Source organism: Streptomyces corchorusii (assembly GCF_001514055.1).
In the GTDB taxonomy this organism is placed as follows: Bacteria; Actinomycetota; Actinomycetes; order Streptomycetales; family Streptomycetaceae; genus Streptomyces; species Streptomyces olivaceoviridis.
Map to the genome: position 1 here is coordinate 251,104 of NZ_KQ948359.1, position 18,085 is coordinate 269,188.

The 18,085-nt window shown below is 73.3% G+C and carries 9 protein-coding genes; 7 read left to right on the forward strand and 2 right to left on the reverse strand.

The features are described 5' to 3' along the window. A partial coding sequence (locus AQJ11_RS24625; protein WP_159061690.1) for an LLM class flavin-dependent oxidoreductase occupies positions 1–215 on the reverse strand: 215 nt, incomplete at its 3' end. A 599-nt stretch (positions 216–814) separates the two neighbouring features. On the opposite strand from AQJ11_RS24625, the gene AQJ11_RS24635 reads away from it, so the two are divergent. The 6 genes from AQJ11_RS24635 (at position 815) to AQJ11_RS24660 (ending at position 12,192) form a co-directional block, all read left to right on the forward strand. After that, complete coding sequence (locus AQJ11_RS24635; RefSeq protein WP_059264406.1) at positions 815–2,848, forward strand: ATP-binding SpoIIE family protein phosphatase; 2,034 nt, start codon at positions 815–817, stop codon at positions 2,846–2,848. Between the two features lie 168 nt (positions 2,849–3,016). After that, positions 3,017–3,538 carry a hypothetical protein gene (locus AQJ11_RS24640; RefSeq protein ID WP_059264407.1) on the forward strand — a complete coding sequence of 174 codons (522 nt, stop codon included), beginning with the start codon at positions 3,017–3,019 and terminating at the stop codon, positions 3,536–3,538. Next, positions 3,535–6,348, forward strand: a complete 2,814-nt coding sequence (locus tag AQJ11_RS24645; RefSeq protein WP_059264408.1) for a M48 family metallopeptidase — start codon at positions 3,535–3,537, stop codon at positions 6,346–6,348. The genes AQJ11_RS24640 and AQJ11_RS24645 overlap by 4 nt, the downstream gene beginning before the upstream one ends. An 88-nt stretch (positions 6,349–6,436) precedes the next feature. Further along, positions 6,437–8,818 (forward strand): SpoIIE family protein phosphatase, encoded by a 2,382-nt coding sequence (locus tag AQJ11_RS24650; protein WP_059264409.1) that lies wholly within the window; start codon positions 6,437–6,439, stop codon positions 8,816–8,818. Positions 8,819–8,918: 100 nt separating this feature from the next. Further along, entirely contained in the window at positions 8,919–11,738 is a 2,820-nt protein-coding gene (locus AQJ11_RS24655; protein ID WP_398780484.1) for a SpoIIE family protein phosphatase, read from the forward strand. Positions 11,739–11,859: 121 nt separating this feature from the next. Then, on the forward strand, positions 11,860–12,192 hold the full coding sequence (locus AQJ11_RS24660; protein ID WP_014671001.1) for a putative quinol monooxygenase: 333 nt from the start codon (positions 11,860–11,862) through the stop codon (positions 12,190–12,192). A 251-nt stretch (positions 12,193–12,443) separates the two neighbouring features. Here AQJ11_RS24660 and AQJ11_RS24665 read toward each other — a convergent pair whose 3' ends face one another. Further along, a complete protein-coding gene (locus tag AQJ11_RS24665; RefSeq protein WP_059264411.1) occupies positions 12,444–13,187 on the reverse strand; it encodes a class I SAM-dependent methyltransferase in 744 nt (247 codons plus the stop codon). Positions 13,188–13,339: 152 nt separating this feature from the next. On the opposite strand from AQJ11_RS24665, the gene AQJ11_RS24670 reads away from it, so the two are divergent. Beyond that, positions 13,340–18,085 (forward strand): DUF6531 domain-containing protein, encoded by a 4,746-nt coding sequence (locus AQJ11_RS24670; RefSeq protein ID WP_059264412.1) that lies wholly within the window; start codon positions 13,340–13,342, stop codon positions 18,083–18,085.

Genomic DNA, 18,085 nt, shown 5'->3' on the forward strand with positions numbered 1-18,085 from the left:
TCCGTGCGCGCGGCGATGTAGCCGAGCATCGTGGTCGGCGAGGACGGCACGAACGGCGGGTTGTGGTGCTCACCCATCGCGAAGACGTCCAGACCGACCTCCTCCGCCTTCAGCGCGATGGCGACCATGGCCTTGATCCGCTCGCGCTCGGTCGGCGTACGCCCCGTGGTGGGGTCGATGGTCACGTCACCGACGGTGAAGATGCCGAACTGCATCCGCCCTCCGCCTCTCCAACAGGTTGATGTTTCAACTATACCCCCGCAACACGATCGCCCCCACACGTATTCCGCAGCTCAGCAGGGGTGGGGCGGCACCCCGGCACCGGCGCGGCCGACGTCGTCGGCGTCGTCGGCTAGCAGGGTCTCCGGGCCCGGACCGGTCTCCTCCGGGGACCTGCCGGGTGGCGTGGGCGTCGGCGGCCACCGATCACCCGGTCCGGCCACCGCGCGCGACCGCTCACGTCCGCGTTCCCCGGGGCCCCGGCCCCGCACCGTCACCCGCTCGGCCCACCCCGATGGCTGCCGTCCGGCCCACCCGCCAGGGTCTCAAGCAAGAGCCCGGTGTCGACGCCGAAGGGGCCAGTGATGCGCCGCTATCCGCCCATCGCCGATCACGGTCTCACCGCCGATGCGCGGACCTGCGCGCCGGTCCCCTCCGGGGCCGTGCCCGACCGGTTGTGCTCTGCGCGGTCCGACCCCCCGGGCCTCTTCGCCGCTCACCGCACGGTCCTGCCCCGCGCGAGCGGACCGGCCGCCGCGGTCCCCGCCCCCGACGCCCCGGGCGCCGCCGCCGGCGCGCGGGGCTAGGCCCGGCCATGTCGGCGCCGCACGACAGCGAGGACCTGTCGGCCAGGGTGCTGGAGGCGCTGTTCGCCCAGGCACCCATGGGGCTGTACGTGTTCGACGAACAGCTGCGGGTCGTGCGCTACAACACCGCGCGGCGCGGGGTGCCCGGACTGCCCGGCGACGCGGTGCTCGGGCGGCGGCTCGACGAGGTCGCGGAAGGGTTCCACGATCCCGAACTGCTCCCCCTCGCCCGTCAGGTGCTCACGGGAGAGGCGCGGGTCCGGGACCGCCTGATCCGCGGCCGGCCTCCCGGCGGCCCGGACCGGGAGACGGTGCTCTCGGTGTCGGCCTTCCGGGTCCGCCCCGGCGGCGGACACGTCCTGGGCGTCGCCGTCGTGGAGGACGTCTCCGCGCGCCAGCACACGGCGGACCGGCTGGACATCCTGCACCGCGCCCACCAGGCCATCGGCACGAGCCTGGACGTGCGGGACACGGCGGACGCGCTGGCCGAGGTGGTGGTGGACCGGTTCGCGGACGCCGTGTCGGTGGACGTACTGGACGAGGCGGTGCGCGGCGCCGCGCTGTCCGGCGGGCCGGTCGACGCGGACGTACCCCTGCGCCGGGTCGCCTTCCGCTCGGTGAACGACCCCGCGCGGCAGGCCCCCTCGGACACGCTGGCCACCTTCCCCTTCCCCACGCCCTTCAGCCGGAGCCTGCAAGACGCCTCGCCCCGGCTCGTCACCCACCTGACGCCGGACGAGCCGTGGCTGGCCACCGACCCCGAGCGGGCCCGGCTGCTGACCGACGCGGGTGTCCACTCGCTCCTGATCACCCCGCTGGTGGTGCGCCGCACCGTCCTCGGGGTCGTCTGCTTCTACCGGCACCGAGACCCACGGCCGTACGACGAGGACGATCTCTCCCTGGCCGAGCAGCTGGCCCAGCGCACGGCGCTCAGCATCGACAACGCCCGCAGCTACGCCCGCGAGCGCACCATCGCGACCGGCCTGCAACGCCATCTGCTGCCCCGCACCCCGCCGCGGCTGACCGTGGTCGACACGGCCGCCCTCCACCTGCCCGGCACCATGGGCGGCGGCGGGGACTGGTACGACGTCATCCCCCTCTCCGGCAGCCGGGTGGCCCTGACCGTCGGCGACGTCACCGGCAGCGGCATCGAAGTGGCCGCCGCCATGGGCCAGTTGCGCACCGCACTGACGACCCTCGCGGTCCGGGACCCGGCGCCGGAGGAGCTGCTCTCCTGCCTCGACGAGACCACCGTCTCGTTGACACGGGACACGGGCGAGCCGGTCACGGCGTCCTGCCTGTACGCGGTGTTCGACCCGGTGACCCGCGCCTGTACGGCCGCCAGCGCGGGGCACGCGCCCCCGGTGGTCCTCGGCCCGCCCGGCGAACCCCTGGCCCTCGAACCGCCCGCCGGCCCGCTGCTCGGCACGGGGCGCGGCGGGTACGAGGCGGTGCGCGCCGAACTCCCGGACGGCAGCCTGCTGGCGCTGTACACCAACGGTCTCGTCCGCGCGGCGGCGGGCGCCCGGCAGACCCTGCTGCGCGTCCTGAGCCATCCCGACCGCCCCCTGTCCCGGCTCGCCGACGACGCGGTGTACGCCCTCCTGCCCGGCCAGGGCGAGGACGACGCCGTTCTGCTGCTCGCCCGCACCCGCGGCCTGCCGGAGGACCGGCTCGCCGAATGGACGCTGCCCAAGGACGCGGCCGTCGTCGGCACCGCCCGACGGCTCGCCCGGCACCAGCTCGCGGACTGGGGGCTGGAAGACCTGGCCTTCACGACCGAACTGCTCGTCAGTGAACTGGTCACCAACGCCATCCGGTACGGCAGTCCGCCGATCCGGCTGCGCATGATCCGCGACCGGAGCCTGATCTGCGAGGTGTCCGACGGCAGCAGTACCGCGCCCCACCTGCGCAACGCCCGCGCCATCGACGAGGGCGGCCGAGGACTGTCGCTCGTCGCCCGGCTCGCCGCCCGCTGGGGCACCCGGTTCGGACGCCGGGGCAAGACGATCTGGTGCGAGCAGACCCTGGACGGCGGCTGAACGCCGGGGCCGTACCGGGCCACCGTGGCCGGCCGACGCCGTACCGGCCCGGCGGTCCGGTGAACCGGGGGTTCCGGCAGGCGTACGGCATGCTCCAGCGGGAAATACCCGAACAGCGCGCTCGGGTACGGGTGCGCACGGGGAACGGACGGGGGAGGGAGCGGGCGCATGCGTGCGACCGTGCTCGATGTGGTGCGCGACGTCATCGACCGACACGCGCCGGAGGAACGGCAGTTGGTCGACGACCTGGCGGGCCTGGACTACGGTCTGGTGGTTCGGCGGACGCGGCGGGCGTCCTCCGGCGGACGGTCCGACCCGCTGGGCTTCGGCCTCGACACCGTCGCGGCCCTGGTCACCCCGCTGGTCCTGCTGGTGGTGGACGAGGCGTGCCGCGCCGCCGTCGCGGACGGCACCGGGCGGCTGGTGAACCGGGCCGCGACCGCCCTGGGGCGGCTGCGCCCGTCCGCCCGCCGCCCGGTCGCGCCGCCCGAGGTGCCCCCTCTCGACCGGGAGCAACTGGCGTCCGTACGGCGGCGGGTGCACGAGGAAGCGGTCCGGCGCGGCTTCTCCGACGCCGACGGCCTCGCGGACAGCGTGGTCGCACGGCTGGCCCTGGCGGGCGCGGACGAACCGCGCGCCGACCGGCGGGATGAGGACGGGGGCCGTCAGGAGGACGGGGCGGTCCGGTGAGCGGAGCCACGGAGGCGGCCAGCGCCCGCCCGGCGCCCACGCCGCCGGCCCCCGACCCGGGCGTGCTGCCCGCCGGGACCTCCTTGCGCTTCCTCGTCCTCGTCGTCGCGATGGCGGCGGCCACGGTCGAGATGCTGACCGGTCTCCTGCGGCCGTACCCCGCCCAGAACGTCGCGTTCCTCTGCGAGTTCGCGGCCGGCTACGACCCGGGCGGCAACGTCATCGACAACGTGACGCGCAGCAACGCCCACGCGGAGGCCATCAAGGAGTGCGCCGAGGGCGCCCCCGTGACCCCGCAGTGGTACGGCCTGGCCGGCGGTGCCGTCGTCCTGCTGGTGGCCGCGGCCGTGTACCTGCTGCTGCCGCGCTGGAGGCGGCGGCGGCACGGTCTGGTGCCGCTGCACGGCCGGGACCCGCAGGGCGAGGTCCGGGCCGAGGTCGCCCGGCTGGCCGGGCTCGCCGGAGTGCGCGCCCTGCCCGACCTGGTGGTCGACCTGACGGCGTTCGACGCCGGCGCGGTCGTCTTCGGCCGGGCGGGCAGGCGCACCCTCTGCCTCGACAACGGCCTGCTGCACGTCCGCCGCTCCGACCCGGCCCGCTTCCAGGCGGTGCTCCTGCACGAACTGGCCCATCTACGCCACCGGGACGTGGACATCGCGTACGCCGTGACGGCCCTGTGGCGGGCCTTCCTCACCCTGGCCGCCGTCCCGTTCACCCTCGTGCTCGGCGGGAGCCTCGTCGCGGCGCAGTTCGGCTGGTTCATGGGCGCCGACGCCGTCTTCTGGCCCGCCTCACGGCCGTACATGGTCCGGGAGATCGCGACCGCCGGGTTCCTGTTCCTGCTGGTCGTCCTGGCCCGCGCCGACACCCTGCGCCACCGCGAGCTGTACGCCGACCGGGGGGCCGTGGCGCTGGGCGCCGATCCCGGTGTCTGGCGGGCGCGGGCCGAGGCGGCGGGGACACAGGGCCGCCCGGCGCGGAGCGTCACGGCGTTGTGGCGCAGTCACCCGTCCTGGGCGGAGCGGCACCGCGCGCTGGAGGACCCGGCGGCCCTGTTCACGCTGACGGACGTGCCGTTGTTCCTGCTCGGGGCGGTGACCCTGGTCACCGGCAACGCGCTGAGCGACCGGTGGGACGCACTTCAGGCCGCCTGGGTCGTCGGGGGCCTGGCGGCGGCCCTCCTGACGGTCTCGGTCTGGCGCGCGGCCCTGTACGCCGCGCACCGGGGCGTTCCCGGTCCCTCGGGTGTGCGGGCCGGCTCGGCGCTCGGACTCGGCCTGGTGTGCGGGGAGTTGCTGTCCGGGCCGAGCATCGGTCCGGGCTGGTGGCCCGCGCACCCCGAGCCCCTGCTCTTCCCGCTCCTCGGGGGCGTGGCCTACGTCTGCTGGCTGGCCCGGTGCGCCCGGCTGAGCCTGCGGGACACCCCGGGCACGCCGCGCGCGCTGCGCGGAGCGGTGCTCGTCGCGGCCGTCGCGGGGTGCGTCGTGGCGGCGGCCGGTCTGAGCTGGTGGATGGGCGCGGGCAAGCTGCTGCTGGCCGGGGACCTGTACCGGGCGGGCGGTCTTCAGCAGGAGATCCGTCGGATGTTCCCCGGCCCGTGGGGGACGCGGGAGTACGCGGCGGTGCTGCCCTGGATCGCCTCGGTCCTCACGAGCCTGAGCGTCGCGGGCTCGACCCTCGTGATCGCGGCGGCCTCGGTGGTGCTGTGGGTGTACCCGGCCGTACTGCTGCTCAGACGGCCCCGGGCGACGGGGCTGCGCTCCACGCTCCTCGCCGGCCTGGCCGGGGGCCTGCTCGGGGTCGCCGCCGTGGCGGCGGCGATGGCGTACGTCCACCCCTGGCGGCCTCCGCTCGGCGAGCGGGGCACGGCCTTCGGCCTCGTCTTCATGTGGTGGCGGACCGTCGCCCTGTGGACCGGCGTGACCGTGACGGCGGCCGTCGTCGCCGTGACCACCCGCACCCACCGGCTGCCCCGCGCCCTGACCGCCGCCGGCATCGCCCAGATCCTGGCGCTGGCGGGGCAGTTCCCGCTCCAGTCCGCCGACGGCTGTCTGGGCCCGCTGCGGGTCATGGGCGACACCTGCCACTGGCTGCCGGGGGCGTCCTGGTCGCTGACCGAAATCCTGGTGCCGACGGCCGCACCGGCGATGTTCGGCGCCGCCCTGGTCGCCGCGCCCCTGGCCCGGATCCCCCGCGCCCGAAGGCCCCCGGCGCCCGCCGAGGCCGTACGGCGGTCCTGGCCGACCCGCGTCGCCGTGGGCGCCGTCGCTGTCCTGGCCGTGGCGTCGTCCGTCGTGGCGGTGCGTTCGGTGACGGGCCGCGACACGGCTCTGGTGGTGCCCGACCGCCCACCGGCTGCCGGCACCGGCGAACGCGTGCGCAGCTTCCAGCTACTGGCCTGGTTCAAGACGAGCGGCCAGGCAGACATCGTCGCCGTGGCCTCTCGCTACACCGCGTTCGCGCAGTGGTTCAAGGAGTCGACGGACGCGGAGACCGGTGCCATCGACGGTGACACCCTGCGCCCCGTCTGCGCCGGCCTCGCCCGCGACACGGCCACCGCCCGGCGCCATCTGGGCGTGCCCGACCCGGAACTGGGCCGCGCGTGGTCCACGCTGCTGGCCAAGAGCCGGGACGCGGCCCGCGAGTGCACGTCCGTGCTCGACTCGCGGACCGACGACGTACGGCGCAACACGAAGATGCTGGAAGACCTCGTCGCGGCGTACGAACAGGCGACCAGAACCGTCCCGTCCCTGACGCAGCGCGTCACCACCGCGCTGGAGCAGTGGCCGCAGTGGAAGAAGAGCGGCTGACCGGCCCGCCACGGGGCCGGTCCCCCTCTGCGGTTGTCGTGCGTCGGCCGGCACGGGATGCTGAGGGAGCACGGAGGGAAGCGGTGCCATGGATCGTTTTCCGCACGCCGCCAACGTCGATTTCCACAGTCCGCTGGATCTCTCCAAGGCCGCCGCCGCGGTACTGGACGCCGAAGGCCGCGTCTCCGGATGGGGATCCTCGGCCCAGCGCCTGCTCGGGCATTCCCCCGAGGAGGTGCTCGGGCGGCCGGCTGCCCGGCTGCTGGCCGCGGCCCCCGGACAGCGACTGTCCACCCTGTGCAAGCTCTGCAAGGGGCACAAGCCCCGCGGCACCGTCCTGGACCTCTGCTGCCGGGACGGACGGACCCTGCGCGCGGCCGTGACGTTCAGCCCGCTGGCGCACCGGGGCGCCGCCGCGACCGTCGTGGTCGCGGCCGACCTGGACACGCTGCGCGGCTGGGAGGCGCAGCTGGCGATGTTGCAGGGGCTGGCGACCGAGTCCGTCGTGGGCCTGACGATCTTCGACACCGACATGCGCGTCGTCTGGGGCAACGTCTCCACCGATCTGGAGCTGGCGGGGATCGCCCCGTACATCGGCCGCCCGGCCGCGGATCTCTTCCCGGAGGGCGAATTCATCTCCCGCCACCACCCTCCGGACGAGGACCAGATCATGGAGCACGTCCTGACGACGGGCGAACCGATCATGGGCATGCACTACCGCGGGCGTGCCCCGGCCGATCCGGTGCGCGAGCACGTCTGGTCCTGCTCGTACCACCGGATGGTGGACGCCCGGGGCGAACTGCTGGGGCTCTTCGAGGAGTCCCTGGACATCACCGACCGCTACCGCGCCCAGGAACGGCTGTCATTGCTCGTACGGGCCGGAAAGCGCATCGGTGCCTCGTTGGACGTGCGTCGTACGGCCGCGGAACTCGCGGACGTGGCGGTACCGCAGCTGGCCGACGAGGTGCTGGTGGACCTGCCGCCGGCGGTCATCGAGGGGCGGCAGCCGCCCACGGGCTCGGCGCCGGGGCACAGTCTGCTGCGGATGCACGGCCGGACCCCGGAGGAGTTCCGGACCAGTCCCGTCTCCTACCCGCCCTCGTCACCGCAGGCCCAGAGCCTGGCCACCAGCCGCCCGGTCGTCGACGACGCCCCGCCCGGGACACGGGACGGCACGGGGCCGGCCGCCTCGCACTGCTGCCTCTTCGTCCCGCTGCTCACCCGCGACGCGGTCCTGGGCCTGGCCACCTTCCGGCGCAGCAGCAACCCCGACCGCTTCGGGCCCGAGGAGCAGACGCTCGCGGTGGAACTGGCCGAGCGGGCCGCCGTCGGCATCGACAACGCCCGCCGTTACACCAGCCAGCACGCGGCGGCCCTGGTCCTGCAACGGAGCCTGCTGCCCCGGCACCTGCCCGAGCAGAGCGCGGTCGACGTGGCGTACCGCTACCTGCCCGCCGACAACCGGGTGGGGGTGGGCGGCGACTGGTTCGACCTGATCCCGCTGTCGGGCGCCAGGGTGGGCCTGACCGTCGGCGACGTGGTGGGCCACGGGATGCACGCCGCCGCGACCATGGGCCGGCTGCGCGCCACCGTACGGACCCTGGCGCTGCTGGACCTGGACCCGGCCGAACTGCTCACCCGGCTGGACGGCCTGGTCGCGCAGGACTCGGAATGCGATGCCGATGACGGGCTGGGCGACGAGACGCTCGGGGTGACCTGCCTGTACGCGATCTACGACCCGGTCGGCGGCCGGTGCGTCTGGGCGAGCGCGGGCCATCCGCCGCCGATCGTGGCCGACTCCAGCGGCTCGGTGGCCCTGTCCGCGCTGGCGCCGGGGCCGCCCCTGGGGCTGGGCGGCCTGCCCTACGAGAACGTCGAGCTGAGTCTGTCCAGCGGCAGCGTCGTGGCGTTCTTCACCGACGGGGTCGTGGAGGACCGGCACACCGACATCGACAGCGGAATCGACCGCCTGGCCCATGTGCTCACCTGGCAGCGGTGCCCGCTGGAGGAACTGTGCGACCGCGCGCTGTCGGCCCGGCCGCCCGGCCCGCAGACGGACGATGCCACGCTGCTGCTGGTCCGCACCCGGCGGCTCGGCGCCGACCGCGTGGCGGACCTGGAACTGCCGCCGGACCCCGCCATGGTGGCGCACGCCCGCACGGACACCGAGCGCCAACTGGCGGAGTGGGGCCTCGCCGACCTGTCGTTCAGCGCGGCACTCGTGGTGAGCGAGCTGGTCACCAACAGCATCCGGTACGCCACCGGGCCCGTCGTGCTGAGGCTGATCAGGGACCGCTGCCTGCTGTGCGAGGTGTCCGACAACGCGCACACCGCACCCCACCTGCGGCGGGCGCGCCGGGACGAAGAGGGTGGCCGCGGCCTCTTCCTCGTCGCCCAGATGTCCCAGCGCTGGGGGACGCGCTACACCGCGTCCGGGAAGACCATCTGGGCCGAGCTGGCGATTCCCTGAGTGAGCGCTCCCCGGGGGTGGCGAAGGCCGGGCCGGAGAGGAGGGCGGGGCGGGCGCTCGATCAGCGTCGGCTGCTCCACCGTGGTGTTATCAAGGGTGTATGGAGGTATTTTCCGGGCGCTCCCGCAGCCCGGAACGTCATCCGCCCGTGGGACGCCCGCGTGAGCATCGCGCTTCCCTGCTGAACCTGCGCAGCGCGGCCGGTCAGGTGTTCCTTCTCCAGGTCGTCATCGTGGTCCTGCTGGTCGCCGCCACGGTGGTGGGCTCGATCCTCCAGGCGGCGCGTGCCGCTCTCCAGCAGGGGCGACGGGCGTCGGTGATCGCGGCCCAGTCCTTCGCGAGCGCCCCGGGCACCGCCGCGGCGCTGCGGAGCCGGGACCCGTCAGCGGTGCTCCAGCCACGGGCCGAGGCGGCGCGCAAGCGCGCCGGCATGGACTTCGTCATCGTCATCAGCACGACGGGGATTCGCTACACCTACCCCTACCCGGGTGAGATCGGGAAGAAGTTCGTCGGCACCATCGGACCCGCGTTGCAGGGCCGTACCGTCGTCGAGCAGGCCGGCGGGCCGCCCCTGCCCGCGGGCAGGGGGACGGTCGTGCAGGCCGTGGTCCCGGTGACGGACTCGCGTGGCACGGTGGTCGGCCTGGTCTCCGCCGGACTCACGGTCAGGAACGTCGCGGCACTGTGGCTGCCGCAGCTACCTATCATCCTGGGCACTGGCACGGCCGCGCTGGCGCTGGCCACGGCGGGCACGACGCTGGTGTCCCGGCGGCTGCGGCGGCACACGCACGGCTTGTCCCCGGTGGAACTGGCACAGTTGTACGAGCACCACGACGCGGTCCTGCACGCGGTGCGGGAGGGGGTGCTGATCACCGGCGCCGACGGACGGCTGCTGCTGGCGAACGACGAGGCGAGGCGGCTGCTCGGACTGGCGGAGGACCTACGGGGGCGTCCGGTGCGGGAGCTGGGACTGCCGGAGCCGGTCATGCGCCTGCTGTCGTCGCCGGAGCCGGTCACCGATGAGGTGTACCGCGTGGGGAACCGGCTGCTGGCGGTGAACAAGCGGCCGACGTACCCGCGGGCCGACCGGGGCGGCAGCGTGGTGACCCTGCGGGACACCACGGAACTGGCGGCGGTCACGGGGCGGGCCGAGCTCGCGCGGGAGCGGCTGGACCTGCTGTACGAGGCGGGGGTGGGGATCGGTACGACGCTGGACGTGGAGCGTACGGCCCAGGAGCTGGCCGAGGTGGCGGCGCCGCGGTTCGCCGACCTGGTGACGGTGGATCTGCTCGACGCGGTGCTGCGGGGGTGGGAGCCGACCGCGGAGGGCTGGCGGCAGCTGCGCCGGGCGGCGATCGGCGGCACCCAGCGGATGATCCCGGTGTACCCGCTGGGCGAAGTGATCACCCTCTCGGCCGGGAGTCCGCAGACGCGGACGTTGCGGGAGGGGCGGGGCGTGCTGGAGGCGGACCTGCGGCAGGCCCGCGGCTGGCGGGAACAGGATCCGGAGCGCTCCCGGACGGCCCTGGAGGGCGGACTGCGGTCGCTGGTGACCGTGCCGCTGCGGGCCCGGAACGTGGTGCTGGGGGTGGTGAACTTCTACCGGACGGTTCAGTCCCCGGCGTTCGAGCCGGATGACCTCGCCTTCGCGGAGGAACTGGCCGTACGGGCGGCGGTGGCCCTCGACAACGCGCGGAGGTTCACCCGGGAGCACGCGATGGCGGTGACCCTCCAGCGCAGTCTGCTGCCGCGGGGGCAGCCGGAGCAGGACGCCCTGGAGGTGGCCTGGCGGTACCTGCCGGCGGAGGCGGGGGTGGGCGGGGACTGGTTCGACGTCATCCCGCTCCCGGGGTCTCGTGTGGCCCTGGTGATGGGCGACGTCGTGGGGCGCGGTCTGCACGCGGCGGCGACGATGGGCCGGCTGCGTACCGCGGTGCACAACTTCGCCGTCCTGGACCTGCCCGTGGACGAGGTGCTGGGGAACCTGGACGACCTGGTCGTCCGCATGGACGACGAGGAGCGCACGGATGGTGCCGCGGAAGACCACGAGAGCGTGGGCGTGACCGGAGCCACCTGCCTCTACGCGGTCTACGACCCGGTGGCGGGGGCCTGCGCCATGGCCCGTGCGGGACACCCGGAACCGGTGGTGGTGCGCCCGGACGGGACGGTCACCTGTGCCGGGGTGCCGGCCTCGGCGCCCCTCGGTCTGGGCGGCGGCTACCCGTTCGAGACCACCGAGCTGCTCCTGCCGGAGGGTTCGCAACTGGTGCTGTACACCAACGGTCTGGTGGAGGACCGCACCCAGGACATCGACGTCGGGCTGGAGCGGCTGCGCCGGGCGTTGGACGGGTCCGGGAGCCGCACCCCGGAGGAGACGTGCCAGGCGGTGATCGACGCGCTGAAGCCGTCGCACTCCTGCGACGACATCGCGCTGCTCACGGCACGTACCCGGACGTTCCCGCCCTCGCGCGTGGCCGAGTGGGACGTGCCGTCGGACCCGGCGCTGGTCCCCTCGGTGCGGGCGCGCTGCAGGGAGACGTTGCGGACGTGGGGGCTGGAGGAGACCGCGTTCGCCGCGGAGCTGATCGTCAGCGAGCTGGTCACGAACGCGATCCGGTACGGCTCACCTCCGGTGGGCGTGCGGTTGCTGCGCGGACGCTGTCTGACCTGCGAGGTCTCGGACGGCAGCGGCACCTCGCCGCGCCTGCGGCGGGCGGCGACCACGGACGAGGGCGGACGGGGGCTGTTCCTGGTGGCGCAGTTCGCCCAGCGGTGGGGGACGCGGTACACGCCCCGCGGCAAGGTCATCTGGGCGGAACAGGTTCTTCACGACGGCGCGTCGGCCGCCCCCGCCCCCGCACCGGTCGACTTCCTTCTCGACCAGTTCGACCTCGACCAGTTCGACGATCCCGGCTCGTGAGCCGAGGTGTGCCCCGGGCGCCGCCCTCCCGGCACATCGCTCGGCGCGTCGGCCGCCTCGTCGGGGGCGCACCGCACCGACCATGGACGCACGCGACACGAAGCCCGACGAGGAGCTTGGAATGATCTTCATCACCGCGAAGTTCCGGGTGCGCCCGGAGCATGCCGACCGCTGGCCGGAGATCTCGGCCGCGTTCACCGAGGCGACACGCGCCGAACCGGGGTGCCTGTGGTTCGACTGGTCCCGCAGCGTCGACGATCCGACCGAGTACGTGCTCGTCGAGGCGTTCCGCGACGAGGAGGCGGGTGCCGCGCACGTCCGTTCGAAGCACTTCCGCGACGCACAGCGGACGCTGCCCCCGCACCTCGCCGAGACGCCGCGCATCGTCAACACGACGCTCCCGCAGGAGGATTGGTCCCTGCTCGCGGAGATGGCCGTACAGGACGGGGGCTGACTCGGCTTGGCGGCCGCCCGCGTGCACAACCACCCGAGACCGCCTGGTCCCACCCGAACCGCTGATCAACGGCGGTCCCCGGTGCGCTGACCCGGAAGACCGCATCGAGGAGTTCGGGCGGGACACGGACCCGGGCCCCTGCCGCATGCCTCAGGGACCTCGCGGCGCTCGCGTCCCGGGGACGGCCGGCGGGTCACCGCCCCCACTCCCTGGAGCGGCGGTCATCCCAAGACGGGGAACGCCGACCGCTCTCAGCCCGCGACCTTCTCCCACACGGACACGTGCTGCCGGCTCTCGCTGGTGAACGGCTCGCGCGTCCACCCGTCCCAGCGCTCCCGCAGCCGCATCCCGGCCAGCCGGGCCATGAGGTCCAGTTCGGCGGGCCAGACGTAGCGGAACGGGACGGCCAGGTAGCTGCCGCGGCCGTCCCGGACGGAGACGTGGTGCGAGGTGACGGACTGGCCGGCCACGTCGTACAGGTCGAACCCGAGCCGCCCCTCGCCCACCCGGAACGGCACGGCGTTCTGGCCGGGCGGCAGCCGCCGCAGATCGGGCACGCCGACCTCGACCACGAAGCAGCCGCCGGGCTCCAGATGACCGGCGGCGTTGCGGAAGCAGTCCACCTGGGCGTCCTGTGAGGTCAGGTTCATGATCGTGTTGTAGACGAGGTAGGCGACCGGGAAGGTCCCCTCGACCTTGGCGGTCGCGAAGTCCCCGATCGTGACACCGATCCCGTCCCCGCCGGGCTTGGCCCGCAGCCGCTCGACCATCGCCCGGGACATGTCGATGCCGTGCACCGCGACGCCACGCGCCGCGAGCGGCAGGGCGACCCGCCCGGTCCCGACCCCGAACTCCAGCGCCCGCCCACCGTCCCCGGCCAGCTCCGCCAGCAGGTCCACGGCAGGCTCCACGACGCGCGGATCGAACATCTCCGCCGACGACTCGTCGTACGACGCGGCGACGGACTCCCCGAAGTAACCGTCTTCATCGAGCATGCGTCGACGGTACGGCGGTCGCCCGGCCCGAGCGCGGCATTTTCCGGCGCGGCCGGCACGGAACCAGGCGAACTGACAGGGCGTCAAGCGGACTGGCTACCATTCGTTCGCACGCGCGACGCACGCATGATCGATCAACGGGGAGCATGGGGATGGGCTACACGATCCCGGGTTGGCTGGACGAGATACTCGACGTCATCGGGGTGAACTTCCCCAACGTGGACGAGGACGACTATCGCGAGATGGCCACGTCCATGCGGGAGTTCGCGGAGAACTTCGAGGGCAAGGGCGGGGACGCGCACCAGGCGGTGAGCCGGATCCTCTCCTCCTCCCGGGGCTGGGCCGTCGACGCGATGGAGAAGCACTGGTCGCATGTGAAGGCCGGGCACCTCGACAAGATCCCGGAGCTGGCGCGGCTGTTCGCGGACGCGTGCGACGTCGTCGCGGACGTCATCTACGGGATGAAGATCAAGGCCGAGATCGAACTCGGCGCGATGGCCGCCTCGGTGGGCATCTCGCTCGGCCTGGCCGCGTTCACCGGCGGTCTGTCCGCGCTGCTCGGCGCCGCCGAGATCACGGCGATGCGGCAGGCGGTCAAGCGGATCGTCGACGAGGCCGCCGACCAGATCGTGGACGAACTGGTCGCCCGGGTGACCGAGCCGGTCAACGCCAAGCTGGAGAAGATGGTCGAGGACGCGGTCCTGGACCTGGCCGAGGGCGCGTTCTCCCTGCCCCCGGAGCCCACGACCGGCGGCGGTGGCGATGGCGGTGGCGGCTCCGGCCAACACGGCCACGGCGGCGGCATGCGACTGGCCTCGGCCGGCGGCGCGATGACACTGGCCTCCGCGGGCGGCGGGTCCGGTGGTGATCTGCACGTCGACCACGTCGAGTTCGAGGACGGCGCCGACAAGGTCTCCCGGCACGGCAGCGATCTGCACACGGCCGTCACCGACCCGTTGGAACGCGCCAAGGGCCACTTCGGCCGCACCAAGGGCAAGGACGCCTTCACCGCGCCGTTCGAGTCGGTCCTGGAGGGCTCCCTCAAGGGCTCGGAGAAGGCCGTCAAGAAGATCGTCAAGCACCTCTCCGAGACCGTCCCGGACCGCGTGAAGGCAACCTCCCGGCTGCACAAGGGCATCGACATCGACGTCGGCCGGCGGGCCGACGGCATCCACGTCAACTCCGGCAAGCCGGGCGGCGGTTCGGACCACCACGGCGCCCCCGCCTCCGGCCGCAAGCCGGACCCCGGCCTGAAGATCGACTCCGCCGACCTGTCCAGGCAGGGCCGCGAGCTCAACGCCAAGCAGTTGTGCGGCGATCCCATCGACATGGCCACCGGCCAGATGGCGCTGGCCCAGACGGACGTGGCGTTGCCGGGCGTCCTGCCCCTGATCCTGCGCCGTACCCACCTTTCCGGCTACCGGGCGGGCCGCTTCTTCGGCCCGTCCTGGGCCTCCACCCTCGACGAGCGGATCCAGCAGGACGACGCCCTGGGCGGGTACTGGTGGCACCGGGAGGACGGGTCCGCGCTCGCCTATCCGCGTCTGCCCGACCTGCCCGGCGACCGGGTGGGACCCGCCGAGGGCGTCCGCCTCCCGCTGACCTATGTGAGCCGCGGCAGCGGTTACGTCCTGACGGTGGAGGATCCGTACTCGGGACTCACGCGCCAGTTCGAAGCCGGTACGGCACGGGGCGGACCGTGGTGGCTGGTCGGCATCGAGGACCGCAACGGCAACCACCTCTCCGTCGAACGCGACGACGACGGTGTGCCGCTCACCGTCACCCACGGCGGCGGTTACCGCATACGCGTCGACCACGACGACCAGCGGCGCGTCACCGCGCTGTGGGCCCTCACCGACGACGACCCGGTACGGCTGCGCGCCTTCGGCTACGACGCCGCGACCGGGAACCTGAGTGAAGTCCGCAACGCGGTCGACGCGCCCACGCGGTTCACCTACGACGGCGCCCACCGCGTGACGGGGTGGCGGGACTCCAACGACACCGAGTTCACCTACGTCTACGACGCCGAGGGGCGGGTGATCGAGACCCGCGGCACCGACGGCATCCTCAACTCCCGCCTGTCCTACGGCGAGCGCCAGGACGACGGCACCAGCACCGCCGCGTACACCGACTCGCTCGGCAACACCACGGTCTACCGCGCCAACCGGCACGGGCAGATCGTCGCGATCACCGACCCGCTCGGGCACACCGTCACCCAGACCTGGGACCGCCACGACCACCTGCTCTCCCGCACCGACCCACTGGGCCGTACCACCCGCTGGACGTGGGACGACGCGGGCGACCTGGTCTCGGTCACGGCTCCCGACGGCACGAGCAGCCACGTCGCCTACGACGCGTCGCACCGGCCGGTCCGCATCACCGATCCGCAGGGGGCGACCTACGTCCAGGACTTCGACGCACGGGGCAACCGCACCGCCCTGACCGCGCCGGACGGCTCGGTCCACCGGTTCACCCACCATGCCACGGGCGCCGTCGCCACGGTCAGCGGTCCCGCGGGCGACACACTCCGCATCGACACCGACCCGGCGGGCCTGGCCACCGCCCTCGAAGACGCCCAGGGGAACCGCACCCGCTACCTGCGGGACGCCTTCGGACGCCCGGTGCGCATCACCGACCCGCTCGGGGCGACCACCACGCTCGTGTGGGACGCCGAGGGCCGGCTGCGGGAACGTACCGCGGCCAACGGCGCCACCGAGTCCTGGACGTACGACGGAGAGGGCAACTGCACCAGTCACACCGATCCTGTCGGGGGGCGTACGCGGCTGGTCCACGGCCCCTTCGACCTGCTGGCCGCCCGCATCTCCCCGGACGGCGTGGAACACCGGTTCCGCTACGACACCGAACGCCGGCTGACCGAGGTGCTCGACCCCCAGGGGCTCGTCTGGCGGTACGTCTACGACGCCGCCGGACAACTGGTGAAGGAGACCGACTTCGACGGGTACGAGACGACCTACCGCTACGACGCGGCGGGCGACCTGACCGCGCGGACCAACGCGGCCGGGCAGACCGTCGGTTACCACTACGACGCGTCCGGCCAACTCGTCGAGAAGGTCGTCGACGGACGCAGGACCGTCTTCCGGAACGACGCGTGCGGGCGGCTCGTCTCGGCGGCCGGTCCCGACGGGACGCTGGCCTACGCGTACGACGCGGTGGGGCGTGTCATCGCGGAGACCATCGACGGCCGGACGCTGACCACGGCCTGCGACGCCTCGGGGCGCCGGACACTGCGCAGGACACCCGGGGGCGTCGAGACGACGTACTCCTACGACACGGCCGGCCGCTACGCCGAACTGTCGCTGTCGGGCCGCACCCTCTCCTTCGAGCACGACGCGGCGGGACGGGAGGTGCTGCGGCACCTCGGCGACCGGTTCACCCTCGCCTTCGACTGGAATCCCGTCGGCAGCCTCAGCGGGCAGACACTCACCGTCCACGGCACCGCGCGGCCGTCGATCCAGCGCGGCTACACCTACCGTCACGACGGGCTGCTGACCGGCATCACCGACCGGGACGCCGGCCGGCGCTCGTTCCTCCTGGACCCGGCGGGACGGGTCACCGCCGTCGAGGCCGGGCGCTGGAGCGAGAGCTACGCCTACGACGAGAGGGGCAATCAGACGCGGGCGACCTGGCCGGAGAGGCATCCCGGCAGCCAGGCGCGCGGAACGCGCGGCTACGCCGGAACGCGCCTGGTCAGCGCCGGCAACGTGCGCTACGAGCACGATGCCGGCGGCCGGTGCGTGCTCCGGCAGGTCAAACGTCTCTCCCGCAAGCCCGACACCTGGCGTTACACCTGGGACGCCGAGGACCGGCTCCTCTCCGTCGTCACCCCCGACGGCACCTGCTGGCGGTACCTGTACGACCCCCTCGGGCGGCGCATGGCGAAACAGCGTCTGACCGCGGACGGCGCCATCGCCGAGGAGACCCGGTTCGTCTGGGACGGTTCCACGCTGGTGGAGCAGACCACCCGGGTCGGCGGCGCGGCCGAACTGGTCACGCTCACCTGGGACCACGACGGCCAGGCACCTGTCGCGCAGACCGAGACCAAGTCCCTCGCGGACGCTCCGCAGGACGTCATCGACCAGCGTTTCTTCGCCATCGTCACCGACCAGATCGGCACGCCCACCGAACTCGTCGACGAGGAGGGCGGGATCGCGTGGCGCACCCGCGCGACCCTCTGGGGCTCAACGACCTGGAACCAGGACGCCACCGCCTACACACCGCTCAGGTTCCCGGGCCAGTACTACGACCCCGAGACGGGGCTGCACCACAACTACTTCCGTCACTACGATCCCGAGACCGCGCGCTACCTCACCTCGGACCCCCTCGGCCTGGACCCCGCGCCGAACCCCTTCGCCTACGTCGACAACCCGCACACGCTGTCCGATCCGCTGGGCCTCACTCCCTGTGACGAGAACGACGTCACGTGGGGCGGCCGGGTCCGCTACGGTGCGCCCGGTCCCGGAGGCCGCGCCACCACCATGCGCGCGACGATCGAGTCCGACATGACCGGTGGAAAGACCGATCCCCGGGTCAATGTGCCCGGTTACCAGAAGTACAAGAAGCTCAACAAGACCCACTTGCTCGGCGCGCAGATCGGCGGCTCCAACCGGGACCCCCGGAACTTCGTCACCATGCACCGGTTCGCGAATTCGCCGGTCATGCGGAAGATCGAGGACCAGATCAGGGAAGCGGTCGACAAGCGCGGTGAGACCATCGAGTACACCGTCACGCCCGTCTACCGCACGAACGACCCCACCGACGTCATTCCGCTGGGGCTGACCATCGAGGCCCGGGGGAACAAGGGATTCGCCTTCACCCCCTACGAAGGCGGCGGGAGTACGAACATCATCACTATCCTGAACGTCCCCAAACGCATATGA

Bases quoted from the DNA above. Each gene is read 5' to 3' on its own strand.
- AQJ11_RS24660 (WP_014671001.1), top strand. From the start codon at position 11,860: ATGATCTTCATCACCGCGAAGTTCCGGGTGCGCCCGGAGCATGCCGAC.
- AQJ11_RS24665 (WP_059264411.1), bottom strand. From the start codon at position 13,187: ATGCTCGATGAAGACGGTTACTTCGGGGAGTCCGTCGCCGCGTCGTAC.
- AQJ11_RS24640 (WP_059264407.1), top strand. From the start codon at position 3,017: ATGCGTGCGACCGTGCTCGATGTGGTGCGCGACGTCATCGACCGACAC.
- AQJ11_RS24635 (WP_059264406.1), top strand. From the start codon at position 815: ATGTCGGCGCCGCACGACAGCGAGGACCTGTCGGCCAGGGTGCTGGAG.
- AQJ11_RS24670 (WP_059264412.1), top strand. From the start codon at position 13,340: ATGGGCTACACGATCCCGGGTTGGCTGGACGAGATACTCGACGTCATC.
- AQJ11_RS24655 (WP_398780484.1), top strand. From the start codon at position 8,919: ATGGAGGTATTTTCCGGGCGCTCCCGCAGCCCGGAACGTCATCCGCCC.
- AQJ11_RS24650 (WP_059264409.1), top strand. From the start codon at position 6,437: ATGGATCGTTTTCCGCACGCCGCCAACGTCGATTTCCACAGTCCGCTG.